Annotated in this window: 13 protein-coding genes; 10 read left to right on the top strand and 3 right to left on the bottom strand. The window is 49.5% G+C overall.

The window, feature by feature from the left end:
• Positions 1–5: 5 nt before the first annotated feature.
• A complete protein-coding gene (locus XMM383_RS03005; RefSeq protein ID WP_173484053.1) occupies positions 6–1352 on the top strand; it encodes a DUF3422 family protein in 1347 nt (448 codons plus the stop codon).
• A gap of 1 nt (position 1353) precedes the next feature.
• The gene (locus tag XMM383_RS03000) at positions 1354–1671 is read left to right on the top strand and encodes a BolA family protein (protein ID WP_173484052.1); all 318 of its coding nucleotides are present in this window, start codon (positions 1354–1356) and stop codon (positions 1669–1671) included.
• Between the two features lie 524 nt (positions 1672–2195).
• On the opposite strand, the gene aroA is transcribed toward XMM383_RS03000, so the two are convergent.
• Positions 2196–3473 (bottom strand): 3-phosphoshikimate 1-carboxyvinyltransferase, encoded by a 1278-nt coding sequence (gene aroA / locus XMM383_RS02995; RefSeq protein ID WP_173481100.1) that lies wholly within the window; start codon positions 3471–3473, stop codon positions 2196–2198.
• A 170-nt stretch (positions 3474–3643) separates the two neighbouring features.
• Between aroA and XMM383_RS02990 the strand changes: the two genes are divergently transcribed.
• Positions 3644–3880 carry a YdcH family protein gene (locus XMM383_RS02990; RefSeq protein ID WP_173481099.1) on the top strand — a complete coding sequence of 79 codons (237 nt, stop codon included), beginning with the start codon at positions 3644–3646 and terminating at the stop codon, positions 3878–3880.
• Positions 3881–4061: 181 nt separating this feature from the next.
• On the opposite strand, the gene XMM383_RS02985 is transcribed toward XMM383_RS02990, so the two are convergent.
• Complete coding sequence (locus XMM383_RS02985; RefSeq protein WP_217362054.1) at positions 4062–5963, bottom strand: 5'-nucleotidase C-terminal domain-containing protein; 1902 nt, start codon at positions 5961–5963, stop codon at positions 4062–4064.
• A 161-nt stretch (positions 5964–6124) separates the two neighbouring features.
• Between XMM383_RS02985 and XMM383_RS11860 the strand changes: the two genes are divergently transcribed.
• Genes XMM383_RS11860 through XMM383_RS02970 form a run of 3 tightly spaced genes read left to right on the top strand, consistent with a single transcriptional unit; the run spans position 6125 to position 8119 of the window.
• A complete protein-coding gene (locus tag XMM383_RS11860; RefSeq protein WP_173481098.1) occupies positions 6125–7198 on the top strand; it encodes a HupE/UreJ family protein in 1074 nt (357 codons plus the stop codon).
• A gap of 58 nt (positions 7199–7256) precedes the next feature.
• Positions 7257–7721 carry a glycine zipper 2TM domain-containing protein gene (locus XMM383_RS02975; protein ID WP_173483512.1) on the top strand — a complete coding sequence of 155 codons (465 nt, stop codon included), beginning with the start codon at positions 7257–7259 and terminating at the stop codon, positions 7719–7721.
• Positions 7721–8119: a VOC family protein gene (locus XMM383_RS02970; protein WP_173481096.1), complete on the top strand. Its 399-nt coding sequence runs from the start codon at positions 7721–7723 to the stop codon at positions 8117–8119. The genes XMM383_RS02975 and XMM383_RS02970 overlap by 1 nt, the downstream gene beginning before the upstream one ends.
• Before the next feature lie 21 nt (positions 8120–8140).
• On the opposite strand, the gene XMM383_RS02965 is transcribed toward XMM383_RS02970, so the two are convergent.
• Positions 8141–8719 (bottom strand): YecA family protein, encoded by a 579-nt coding sequence (locus tag XMM383_RS02965; protein ID WP_173481095.1) that lies wholly within the window; start codon positions 8717–8719, stop codon positions 8141–8143.
• Positions 8720–8818: 99 nt separating this feature from the next.
• On the opposite strand from XMM383_RS02965, the gene recQ reads away from it, so the two are divergent.
• The 4 genes from recQ (at position 8819) to ttcA (ending at position 13171) form a co-directional block, all read left to right on the top strand.
• Complete coding sequence (gene recQ, locus XMM383_RS02960) at positions 8819–10945, top strand: DNA helicase RecQ (protein WP_173494530.1); 2127 nt, start codon at positions 8819–8821, stop codon at positions 10943–10945.
• A 6-nt stretch (positions 10946–10951) separates the two neighbouring features.
• The gene (locus XMM383_RS02955) at positions 10952–11371 is read left to right on the top strand and encodes a YqaA family protein (protein ID WP_173481094.1); all 420 of its coding nucleotides are present in this window, start codon (positions 10952–10954) and stop codon (positions 11369–11371) included.
• A complete protein-coding gene (locus XMM383_RS02950; RefSeq protein WP_173481093.1) occupies positions 11371–12159 on the top strand; it encodes a hypothetical protein in 789 nt (262 codons plus the stop codon). Before XMM383_RS02955 ends, XMM383_RS02950 begins: the two co-directional genes overlap by 1 nt.
• A gap of 79 nt (positions 12160–12238) precedes the next feature.
• The gene (gene ttcA / locus XMM383_RS02945) at positions 12239–13171 is read left to right on the top strand and encodes a tRNA 2-thiocytidine(32) synthetase TtcA (RefSeq protein WP_173481092.1); all 933 of its coding nucleotides are present in this window, start codon (positions 12239–12241) and stop codon (positions 13169–13171) included.
• Positions 13172–13326 lie beyond the last annotated feature (155 nt).

Genomic DNA, 13326 nt, shown 5'->3' with positions numbered 1-13326 from the left:
CTCTGATGGTTGTCGCACAGCAGCAACACGGATTGGAATGGCATGAAGACCGTGATTGGCTCTATGACGAGCTGCACTCGCGCCCGTTCCAGCGCATTTCAGGGGATGCCAGTATTACCCACATTGCGGTGCTGGCAAACCAACAGGAGCGTGCCATTCAGAGTCAGCACATCCAGCGCTTGCTAGATACCCTCAACATCGAACACGACGGAGTGGATCAGGCGTGTAATATCTACACAGCGGGCGATCTGCGCATCCGTTGGGAGCAGCATCTCGAGTTTACGTCACTGACCATCACCGATTCACGTGAAGGGGTAGCGTCGACACAACCCTTTTTCACAACGGCGTTGGATCGACTGCCAGACGGCTGGTTAAGTAACTACCCAGGTAAAGCGGTAGCCGCTTTTCATATGCGCATTCAGAACATTCAGGGTGATGAACTACCAGAGCCCAAAGATGTTCGCTCTCAGCTCGATGATATGCAGATGATCGGCAGTCTGCCACAGAATGGTGCAGCACAAATCTGGACGACATTTAGAACGCACAGCGACAACTTTGGCCGTTTCCTAATCTTCAATAACAGCATGTCGAAAGGGCAGATGGGCCGAATGGTGCAGCGTGTAATTGAAGTTGAGACCTACCGTTTGTTAGCGCTGCTCGGTCTTCGCGAAGCGCGTAAGCTGTCACCGGTTGTTGCTGATATGGATAATCGAATGGCCGATCTGACGCGTCGCTTGTCAACGGGTGATAACTCAGATGACAGTCAGCTTTTGACAGAGCTCATCAACCTATCGGCCGATATTGAAGCTGAACGTGCGAGAACCACCTTCCGTTTCAATGCTAGCCGCTCATACCATGATGTTATGGCGGCACGATTGGATGAATTGCGTGAGGATGAGGTCTCTGGTCACCTGACCTTGAAAGAGTTTTTGATCCGTCGATTGACGCCTGCTGTGCGTGGCTGTGAGACCATGCACAATCGACTCGACGACCTATCGCGTCGTGTAAACCGCGCAGCCGATATGATGCGTACCCGAGTTGAGATGGCGATTGAGAACCAGAACCAAGAGCTACTGAGCTCCATGGATCGTCGATCCAAGATACAGCTAATGATGCAGCATACGGTAGAGGGTCTGTCGGTTGCTGCGATCAGCTACTACGCAGTTGGCCTAGTCAAGTACCTCATTGATGCGGTGCATGGTGCCGGTGTCGATTTCGATAAGAGTCTTGCAACTGGTGTCTCTGTCCCACTGGTGATTGGTGCGGTATGGTTCATTACTCGTAAAATTCAAAACCGATTTAAGAAACTCGCTGAAGTGAAAACCGAATCAACAGCGAAAGGGGATCAGTAAGGTGTCAGTAGAAGATCAGATCCAAACCCTGCTCAATGAAGGCCTTAATCTAGTTCACATGGAGTTAGAGAACGAAAGCCACATGCACGGTGGTAACCGTTTGGATACTCACTTCAAGCTCGTCGCCGTTAGCGATGATTTTGAAGGTAAGCGCCTAATTCAGCGCCATCAAACCATTTTTGGTCTGCTGTCAGACCTTATGCAAAACCCCATTCATGCACTCTCAATGCATCTATACACCCAAGCAGAGTGGGCCGAAAAGTCTGGTTTAGTTCCAGACAGCCCCAAGTGTATGGGTGGTTCAATGCACGATAAGTAGTGTTTCGGTGACAGGCCTTCAGCCTGTCATCCGCAGGTTAGCTTTACTACCTTTCTGGAAATCGCTGGGAAAGTGGATGTCAGGCTAAAGCCAGACACCGGTGCTAATAGCTAAATTCACATTAAGACCTATCGCGGCCTTTTCTAGACCGCTCCAACAATGTGCCAGATTCAAATCCCGTGCCAGTCGTCCACGTCCGATCGAGAGTGAGTACGATGATTTTTTACGGTTAAGAGTTCAATCGGCTGAGGCCGGGATGGCCGAAGTCTGCAACGGAGGCAGGAGCCGACTTATTGCCATGGAAGGCATGTATTCCGTTAATGCAGGAGCAATTAACGGTTTGCAGTGTCCTATTGGACTTCAGTGAAAAATCATTGAACGGAGCGTGCCGCAGGCCGAGTGAGCGTGGTCAGTTTTTGCTTACTTTTTGCTGACCAAAAAGTAAGGCTGGCCGCCTTTAGGCGAGTAGAATGTTTTAAAGTAGAGGTGACAGGCTGAAAGCCAGTCACCACCTAAAGGGCAGGTTACTTCGTAACCTCAGCAAACAGATCAAAATACTCTGGGAAGGTTTTGCTGGTACAGCCCGGGTCATTGATGATGATCTCGCTGTTGCCGAATGATGCGAGTGAGAAGCACATGGCCATGCGGTGATCATCGTAGGTATCGATCGCGGCGCTCTGGATTTCGGCTGGTGGTGTAATCTCGATGAAATCTTCACCTTCCACCACTTCCGCACCCACTTTACGCAGTTCGGTTGCCATTGCGGCTAGGCGATCGGTCTCTTTGACGCGCCAGTTGTAGACATTACGAATGGCTGTAGGGCCTTTTGCGAACAGGGCGGTTGTGGCAATCGTCATTGCAGCATCGGGAATGGCGTTCAGATCCAGGTCTACACCGTTCAGTTCGCCTTTAGAGACCTCTACCCAAGTTGGGCCATAAGTGACCTTAGCACCCATCTTACCGAGCACTTCAGCGAAGGCTTTGTCGCCTTGTACCGATTCAGAACCGACGCCGTAGACGCGAATCGTTCCGCCAGCAATAGCCGCTGCAGCTAGGAAGTAGGAGGCTGATGAGGCATCACCTTCAACCATCACTTCACCGGGCGACTGGTAAGTCTGTCCGGCTCTAACGACAAAGCTCTGGTAGTTGTTGTTCTCGACCTCAACACCAAACAGCTTCATCGAGTGCAGGGTGATATCGATGTAAGGCTTAGAGACCAGCTCGCCATCGACAACGATCTCTAGATCCTGCTGTGCCATTGGAGCGGCCATCAGTAGCGCAGTCAAGAATTGGCTCGAGATGTTGCCTCGAATCGATACTCGTCCGCCTTTTAGCTGTTGAGCGTTAATCTTTAGTGGCGGGTAGCCTTCATCTTTTAGGTACTCAATATCAGCGCCAATTTGACGCAGAGCATCAACCAAGTCCTCGATAGGACGCTCGTACATGCGAGGTTCACCGGTCAGTGTGAACTCACCTAAACCAAGGCACAGTGCGGCGGTTAGTGGGCGCATTGCAGTACCGGCGTTGCCCAGGAACATCTCAGCACTTTGCTGCTTGAAAGGACCTGCCACACCGGTGACAACGCACGAGCGACGATCATCAGCTAGCTCATAAGAGACACCCAACGTTTTTAGTGCATTCAGCATGTGGGTAACGTCTGCGCTGTCTAGCAGGTTGGTTACCTTGGTTTCACCTTCCGCCAGTGCAGCTAGAAGAAGAATTCGGTTTGATAGGCTTTTTGAGCCTGGCAGTTGAACGTCACCGTTTGCAAAATCGCGAGGTTGGAGTGAAAGAGTTTCCATAATCTTAAAAGTGTAGTTGATCGCCAAAAAAGGATCGAAAAAGGTACAGGTAAACGTCTGTTAAGTCCATTGTTCAGAGAGATTCGTTTTAATTGATTTCAATCAATGGACGATGGAGAAGAGTAGGGCATATTAGAACCATCAACACTGTATGGAATTAGGAGTAAAAAATGATCGGAGAACACCACGATCTAGTTCATGAACTTCCAGAGTACCGCGAACGTATTCATGAGCTTAAAACATCAAACAACCACTTCTCTCGTCTGTTTGATGAGTACCACGAAATTACTAAGCAGGCTGAGCTTGCTGCAGCTGAAGTTGAACCGACCACGACCAGTCGTGAAGAGGAACTTAAAAAGCGTCGTCTTGAACTGAAAGATGAGCTTTTCAAAATGCTTCAGGGTTAACCCTTTTCATTGTCCTTTCGTTGCTTGAACGTTACCCGTCTTTTTAGGCGGGTTTTTTTTGCTTCAATTTTTTGTTGGAGCGATCTTAAAAAGGTCGCGATATTCTGAACTGCTATTTGTCCAGGTTTCTCATAGCAATAAAAAACCCGCACTAGGCGGGTTTTTTTAATGGGGTAGGCTGTTATGCCCAATCACCTGGGTAGTCAGCGAAACCTGGGTTGTCAGAGACACCCACCACTTTAGGGTTGTTCACCTTAGGTAGTTTGATCACCATGTTCTCATCGCGTTCTGCTTTTAGGTAGTCAGCAATGATATCCCAGAGTAGTCGACCCTCTGGTGTGCGGTTAACAGTTGCCCAACCAGAGACGCTGTAGTTCTTGTCATCAGCAATCACTTCACCGTTGTCTAGGCGTACTTCAGAGATACGCTGGCCAAGTGGTTTGGTTGGATCGATGGTGTAGTCAAGACCACCCACGCGAACCATGTCGCCACCTGATTGTAGGTATGGATCTGGATCGAATAGGTTGTCGGCAACGCCTTCAAGCATCTCTTTGATCGCTTTACCAGTCATCTCTTGAACGTAAGTTTCAGAGTAGGTTGTTGCACACTGGCTCATGACATCTTCCATTGTGATCCACTCACCCTCTAGAGTAGTGGTACCCCAACGAACGCCGGCTGATAGTGCGATGTCTGCCTTGTACTCCCAACGAAGTGCGTTACAGATAACTTGGTCCCAAGTGCCCATGAAGTTACCGCGACGGTAAAGAGTACGATCCGCTTTAGCCAGTTTCTCTTGAAGAATCTCTTCGAAGGTTTTGCCGACACGGATTGGGTTGTTCTGCCACTTCTTGTTACGCGCTTCGATGATGTTCTCATCGTAACGACCTTGGCGCATCTGGTTGATGTACGCTTCCATCTCACCGTCAGCTTCAAGCCAATCAGAGATAACAGGTAGCTGTTTGTAAGTCATGTTGGTGATCTGGCCATCTTCGATCGAGAAGTCCATACAGCCGACAAACTTACCGTTTGAACCTGCGTTGGTTACCCAACATTCGCCACCGTCAACGTTCTTAACTTTGATCGGTTGTGGAACACCATCGTGAGTGTGACCGCCGAATACAGCATTCAGGCCAGGAACACGTTCAGCCATCTTGATGTCGACGTCCATACCGTTGTGCGATACAAGAACAACCGCGTCTGGCTGCTCCTCTTCACGGATCTGCTGAACAAGCTCGATCATCTCTGGTTCACGAAGACCGAAAGACCAGTCTGGGAAGAACTCTTTAGGGTTGGCGTTTGAGGTACGTGGGAAGGCTTGGCCTACTACAGCGATACGCTTGCCGTTGATCTCTTTAATCACGTATGGCTGGAACGCATGACCCGTATCTTCGTCGTACAGACCACGGCCATCGAAACGCTCAACCATTTCGTAGTACTCATCACCAAACAGTGAGTCTTCTAGTACTTTAACGTTCTGACCGATGAAGTCACCTTTGAACAGAGCAACGTTCGAAAGAACTTCCTCTTCACGGTAGGTGAACTCCCAGTGACCAACCATAACGTCGATGCCAAGAATGTTAGATGCCTCAACCATGTCGACACCACGTGTCCACAGTGAAGTACCCGATCCCTGCCATAGGTCACCACCATCAAGGGTTAGTGTGTTTTGGCGTCCGCCCGCTTGATCGCGTAGACGATCTAGAAGTGTTTTAACGTGTGCGAAACCGCCCGTACGACCGTACTTCTTAGCTTCTTCTAGGAAGTTAAGGTAGGTGTATGCGTAAGCTTCAGGAGAGTTCTCTGAAAGACCCATCTCCTTAAGGAAATTTTTGCCGACAACGTGTGGTGGACGACCAAATGCATCACCGACACCAAGGTTGACGTTTGGCTCACGGAAGTAGACAGGCTTTAGCTGGCCGTGAACGTCTGTAATGTGAAGGATACGAACATCACCTTCCATTGGAACATCATAAAATCCGCTTGGAGCAGTGTTGCTTGCTAGCGCGCGAGAAGTGTAAATTGCTGGTAGGCTTCCTGCTGCAGCAGCGGCGGCCATAGCCTTCAATAGTTGACGACGATTCATAGTTATCTTAGTTTCCCACTCTTCTTAAAGGGCCCACAGGCTGAAATCCACCAAAAGCACGCATGCTTATTACTAGAGACATACCAGTGAGACTAATTCCAGGCATTTTCGTTATATGCACATTAGTTACATCCTTATTCTACCCAGTTAGGGCTGATGTTGTGAAGCCTGCATTGATAGAGATCTCTGCAAATACGACTGAAGTGGTAGAGATTGAGATCCGTGCCAGCCTCGAAGCACTTCTGACCGGTATCAATGGACAGTATCGAAACACTCAAGAGGCGCCTAACTCAGATCAATACGACCATTACCGTGCAATGGAGTCGGCAGAGCTTGAGGCGGAGTTTAAAAAGTTCATGCCGACGCTCCTAGAGGGTGTTGAGTTGAAGCTTGATGGAACGCCCGCTGAGTTGCAGCTAAAAGAGCTAGTCGTGCCACCCCCAGGCTATACCAAGGTGCCTCGCAATAGTGTGATTATCTTGAAAGGGCGAATCCCCCGGGAGACTCAAAGTCTAACCTGGTACTACCCCATGGCGTTTGGCGATCATGCGACTCGAGTCAGACAGGTAGATGAGGCCAATAACGAGTGGCACTGGTCGTCACACCAGTGGGTAAAAGAGGATAAGCCAACTGAACCGTTCATGCTGAATGAGGTGTTTGCCAAACCGAGTTTTGCGCAGGTGGTGAAAACTTACACCCTAGGTGGTTTTCAGCACATTCTTCCCAAAGGGTTGGATCACATCCTGTTCGTACTGGGGATCTTCCTACTGAGTCGTCGTTTAAAGCCGATTGCCCTACAGATTACGATGTTTACCATTGCCCACTCGATTACCTTGGCAATGGGTACTTTGGAGATTATTTCGATCTCGCCTCGTATCGTAGAGCCTCTGGTTGCGTTATCGATCGCCTACGTTGCTATAGAGAATCTCTTCTCATCCAAAATTAATCGTTTCCGTCTTCCCGTCGTGTTCGGTTTCGGTCTGCTTCATGGTCTCGGCTTTGCCACCATGCTGTCGGAGTTTGGGATGCCGACGGATGATTTTGTAGCTGCGTTATTAGCCTTTAATGTTGGCGTTGAGTTGGGCCAGCTCGCCGTGGTGTTGATTGCCTATTTTGGTGTCGCTTACTGGTTTAGCTCAGAGAAACTCTACCACCGTATTGTTGTGGTTCCGGCTTCACTGGTGATCGGTATCATGGGAATGATCTGGTTTGTTGATCGACTCGCCATTTTTTAATGCAGAATTCGTGCTTTCTGTCTAAGCTTAATCTATCAATAACGATTGGGAGTCTGTTATGCGAATGAATAGAGTGTTGATTGGTGCAGTGGCCGCAGTTGCATTAACTGGTTGTATGCAGCAGAACCTGCAAGGAACAGCCTACACCGCTGCCGATGCACGCCAGGTTCAGACGGTTGAGTACGCGACTGTCGAGCAGGTGACACCGGTGATCATTAATGGTGATCCTAACAATCCTGTTGGTGTGGGTGCTGGTGCTATTGTCGGTGGTATTGCAGGCTCAACCATTGGTGGCGGTAAAGGATCATCTATTGCGACGGTCTTGGGTGCAGTAGCCGGCGGTATTGCTGGTTCTAAAATCCAAGAGAACAGCTCACAAACTCAAGGGCAAGAGATTCAGTTGTTAATGGATAAGGGTGGTCGCATCTCCATCGTCCAGGGTGTGCAGAACAATCTCTTCTTCAGACCGGGCGATAAGGTTCGTGTGTTGCGCTCTGGCAATACCGTTCGTGTCAGCTATTAATGAAGCAGCCTAAGCTCAACTCGATTCATCACGCGGCGATTATCTGCAGTGACTACCAACGATCCAAGCAGTTCTACACAGAACTTCTTGGATTGACGGTATTGGATGAGAATTATCGAGCTGAGCGTGACTCTTACAAGCTTGATCTAGCGCTACCGGATGGTGGCCAGGTTGAACTCTTCTCAATGCCCGGAGCTCCGCAACGTTTGAGTTACCCTGAAGCTCAGGGGTTGCGCCATTTGGCCTTCGCCGTAAGCGATATTGAGGTGTGGGTCGAATGGTTGGCTGACAATGGGGTAGGGCATGAGCCGGTAAGGGTTGACCCTTATACCGGCAAGCGTTTTCTCTTTTTTGCTGATCCGGATGACCTGCCGTTAGAGTTGTACGAGCAGGCCTAACTGAATCCTTTGAAGAGAGGTCTACTTCTCTGGTGCGTTAAACTGTAGGTAGAGATCGATCAGGATTTCTGGGATCTGTTCACACATCTCTTCGCTTAACGCGCGATCTTTACGAATATCTTTTACTTCACCTTCATCGAATAGATCGGATGCGACCATAATCGGTAGTAGAAGGCCGGCCACCGACTCTTCGTCATCACTGAACCAGGCCTCTTCATTGCTGAAAACGCCTTCCATAAAGGCTTCAGCCCAGAGTGTGATCTCAGGAATCTCATCCTCTTCGTCAGTTTCAAGGCTGAGATCACAAGGCAGGTAGATTTCCTGATCGCTGTAGAGATCGTTGGCGATGGTAGAGTTCAATTTTCTCAACAGGTTCTCTATTTCTGCCTGTTGCTCTGCGCTACTCCAGTTAGGCTTCTCGTCGAAGATAAGCGTCATCCACGTCGACTCGTCGACTTTTTCAGGTGCGATATTAAGAGCGCATAAAAGCCCGTGTGCACCGACTAGATCAAGAGCGGTCTCTGCCACCGCTTCAGAGTCTAAAAAGTTCTCTAGTTGATCCAGTTCGTCTTCGCTAATTAGAGCTACACTTTGATTCATTACTGTTTTCCATAGATTGAATCTTTTAATTGTACCCCGATCTCGATTAAGTGCCTATGTTTGAGTGACTTAATCCACGGCATATCCGATAATGAGCGCATGATTGAACAAGCCCGCCATCAACTGTTACACACCTTCGGTTTTAATGAGTTTCGTGATCCGCAGCAGTCCGTCGTAGAGACCCTGTTAGAGGGGCAGGATGCACTCGTGATTATGCCGACTGGCGGAGGTAAATCCCTCTGTTATCAGCTACCCGCTCTTGTCAGATCGGGTGTTGGGGTGGTGGTGTCGCCGCTGATCGCTTTGATGCAAGATCAAGTCAGTGCGCTGTCACAGTTAGGTATACGCGCAGGTTGTCTCAATTCGGCCATCGATTTTAACCAGTTACAGGCCACAGAGCAGGCGCTGTTAAATGGTGAGCTGGATCTGCTTTATGTCGCACCCGAGCGCCTTCTTCAACCAAGAACCCTGTCACTGTTGCAGCAATCACAACTTGCTCTGTTTGCGATTGATGAAGCGCACTGTGTCTCGCAATGGGGGCATGACTTTAGACCTGAGTATCTTCAATTAGGTTCTCTAGCGGAACGTTTCCCTAATGTGCCTCGGGTGGCGCTGACCGCCACGGCGGATGCTCGAACTCAGCAGGAGATCATTGATAAACTGCAACTTCAGACCGGTCGTGTCTTTATTAAGGGGTTCGATCGTCCCAATATTCGCTATCGCATCATGCAGAAGGATCGTGCAAGGGAGCAGCTTCTCAACTTTATTCGCACCGAGCATGCCCAGGATGCCGGTGTGGTCTACTGCATGTCCCGCAAGCGTGTGGAAGATACTGCCGCTTGGCTATCTGAAAAGGGTTTTAATGCACTGCCTTACCATGCCGGATTGAATGCACAACTGCGTGAGCATCATCAGCACCGATTCCTGACGGAGGAGGGGGTGATTATGGTCGCGACGATCGCTTTTGGTATGGGGATCGATAAGCCCAATGTTCGTTTCGTGGCTCATCTGGATCTACCGAAATCGGTAGAGGCCTACTATCAAGAGACCGGTCGTGCCGGTCGAGACGGTGAGCCGGCCAACGCTTGGATGGTTTATGGCCTTCAGGATGTGATCTTTCAAAGGCAGATGTTGGAATCAGGGCAGGCGCCTGATGAGCAGAAGCGTATAGAGCGACAAAAGCTTGAGGCGATGTTGGGGCTGTGTGAGATCACCAGTTGTCGACGTCAGGTGTTGCTCTCCTATTTTGGTGAGACAGAGCACCAGCCCTGTGGTAACTGTGACAACTGCCTAGAACCCCCCGAGGTATGGGATGGTACAGAGGCGGCTCGGAAAGCGCTGTCGGCTATTTATCGTTCCGGTCAGCAGTTTGGCGTTAATGCGATTATCGAAATTTTACATGCGGAACATTCGGATCGTTCGCGTGATCGCGGTCTCGATAAGCTCTCGGTTTGGGGTATTGGTAAAGAGATCGATAAAAACACCTGGCGATCAGTGTTTCGACAGCTGGTGGCTCAAGGGTTGGTACAAGTATCTGCAGAGCATGGTTCGCTCTCCTTAGCTGAGAAATGCCGTCCGTTGCTGAAAGGCGAGACGGAGATCCAGTTACGCAAAGATAAACGCAAGTTGCGCACATCGATGGCCAGTGGGCGCTCTCGTAAACCAGAGATGCAGCTGGATGATCAGGAATTTAAACTCTGGGAAGGTCTCCGAGCCTGTCGTAAACAGCTCTCTGACGAACAAAATGTGCCACCTTATGTCATCTTCCATGATGCTACCTTGATGGAGATGGTGGAGCGCAAACCAACCTCGCTGATTCAGATGCGTCGTATATCTGGGATTGGTGATCGTAAACTGGAACTCTACGGCGATGCCTTCCTAGAGGTTATTAACGAGTCGCTCTCCAATGAACGCGAGAAAGAGGTGGATTACCAGAAGGAGGAGGTGCTACAGCTCTATCGTGCTGGCATGACCACCGATCAAGTGGCTAGGCAGGTTCATCTATCCGAACAGCAGGTGTTCAATATTCTGGCGCACTGGATCGCTTTGGGTGATCTCGCGTTAACGGACGTGGTTGAACTGCCTCTATCAGAGATCAGTCAAATTGAGCAGCAGATTTTGGAAAGCTCAAGTATACATGGCGCGTCACTCAAACCCGTTTTTGAGCACTTCTCTAACGTCTACAGTTTGGGCGTATTACGCTGCGTTCAGGCAGCAATGGAGTAGGGTTGAATGGCTTGGGAGTTACTGCTCGCTGCATTTATCTCTTCAACGCTTTTGCCCGGTGGTTCCGAGCTATTGCTGGCATGGTACGTTGCTGAAAACCCTGCGAACTTCTACCCACTTCTCTTGACTGCGATTGTCGGTAATTTGGCCGGATCGATGCTCTCCTTCTTTATGGGGTGGTTAATCGCTCTGAAATACCCTCTGACACTGTTGGACAAGCCACAGCATCAAAGAGCGAAACGCTGGATAGGGAAATACGGTGCTGTGATACTGCTGCTGGCTTGGTTACCTGTAGTGGGAGATCCGCTCTGTCTAATGGCTGGTTGGTTGCGCCTAAATCCGCTAAGCAGTTTTCTGTTTATACTGATCGGAAAGTCGATACGCTACTTTGTCATCGCATGGCTGGCGCTTGAGGTCGCTGTCTGATGTGGAGTTGGCGGACAATCTCCTATATTGCGCTGATGTTGCTGGCGCTCGTGTTGTGGCTTAATCGCTTGCAGAGTGAGTCGATAACGCCCGATTGGCAAGAGCCGGTCTCACTGCGAATCTATCCTGTGAATGCGGATCAAACGATCGCAACAGCAGAGTACCTTGCAACGCTATCTGATGACGATTTTAACGACATCGAGCAGTTCTTCTCTGATGAGTCTAGGCGCTACGGTCTTCCCCTTGAAAAGCCTCTGTCGGTCGAGCTCTATCCTGTGGTCACGTCACTTCCGCCTGAAGCGCCAGAATCTGCGAGTATTTTGGACTCTCTATGGTGGGGTTTGCGAATGCGCTTGTGGGTGGCTGGGAATGATCAGTTTGATGCGGATGACAATACTATTCGTGTCTTCATGAACTACTATTCACCAACGCTTAATAGCACCATGAAACACTCCTTGGGTTTGCAAAAGGGTAGGATCGGGCTGGTAAATGGTTTCGCGTCAGATCGTTTTCAGGGCTTGAATCACTTTGTAGCGGTCCATGAGGCGCTGCATACTTTGGGGGCTTTGGATCGTTATGATCCCGAAACCGCTGAGCCGGTTTGGCCGGATGGATTTGCCGACCCTGTTCAAGTGCCGCTCTATCCTCAATCTCGAGCTGAGGTGATGGGGGGTAGGATTCCGCTTGTGCCCGGAGTGGCTGTATTACCCTCCGATTTGAGTTTTGCTCACATAGGGCCCGCGACTGCCAGTGAAATAGGTTGGCTCGATGCGTTAGGCGATCAGTAAGGGCTGTCGCTTTGTTGCCTTTTCGTTATACTTGCGCCGCCATTTAACTAGGCAAAACATTATTTAGATCGGATAGACCATGAAAGACGACACCCAGCAAGATGAGCTCAATCGCAAGCAGAAGCTTCGCTTCAATAAGCTGCATAAGCGACTCAGACGTGAAATGGGACAGGCGATAGAGGCCTTCAACATGATCGAGCAGGGCGATAAGGTGATGGTCTGTCTGTCCGGTGGTAAAGACTCCTACACGCTTCTCGATATTCTGATCAACCTACAGAAAAGTGCGCCGATCCACTTTGATCTGGTTGCCGTCAACATGGATCAGAAACAGCCGGGATACCCTGAACACATTCTTCCAGCCTACCTCGACTCTTTAGATATTGAGTACCACATCATCGAGAAAGATACCTACTCGGTGGTTAAGTCGGTTATTCCTGAGGGCAAGACCACCTGTGGTCTCTGCTCGCGTCTGCGCCGCGGCACGCTGTATGGCTTTGCAGATGAGATCGGTGCCAACAAGATAGCGCTAGGACATCACCGTGATGACATTATTGAGACGCTGTTCTTAAACATGTTCCATGGCGGTAAGCTGAAGGGGATGCCGCCCAAGCTGGTCTCAGATGATGGAAAAAATATGGTGATACGCCCGCTGAGCTACTCGCGTGAAAAGGATATTGCCGAGTACGCTGAGATAAAGGGCTTCCCGATCATTCCTTGCAACTTGTGTGGCTCGCAAGAGAATCTGCAGCGTGCATCCATTAAAGAGATGTTGAATCAGTGGGATAAGCAGTTTCCGGGTCGTATTGAGTCTATGTTCAGGGCGATGTGCAATGTCGTTCCGTCGCATCTGGCCGATGAGCAGCTGTTTGATTTTAAATCCCTCAAAACCGGATATGCTCACGGTATTGAGGATGAGTCAACCATTCTAAAATTGACTACATCACACGCCGATACAGTTGACAAACAGTCGGCCGTTCAAGTGGTCGAAAAGATAGAAATCACCTCCCTGTAAAAGGCTGCAAATCTTCTAAAATCCCGATTTTTATTATGTTGCACCGCACTAGTCCTTTAGGCTAATGCCGATAGCTTATTGATGGTCATAAGTTTCCTGTGTGGTAGGTTAATCCTTGTAGTTCCGTGGGTTTGGCTGTCATTTTATTGTCACTA

The sequence above is a fragment of the Marinobacterium sp. xm-m-383 genome, assembly GCF_013283255.1.
Lineage (GTDB): Bacteria > Pseudomonadota > Gammaproteobacteria > Pseudomonadales > Balneatricaceae > Marinobacterium_E.
Note: the sequence above shows the minus strand (reverse complement) of the source record. Positions and strands in the feature narration are given on the sequence as shown.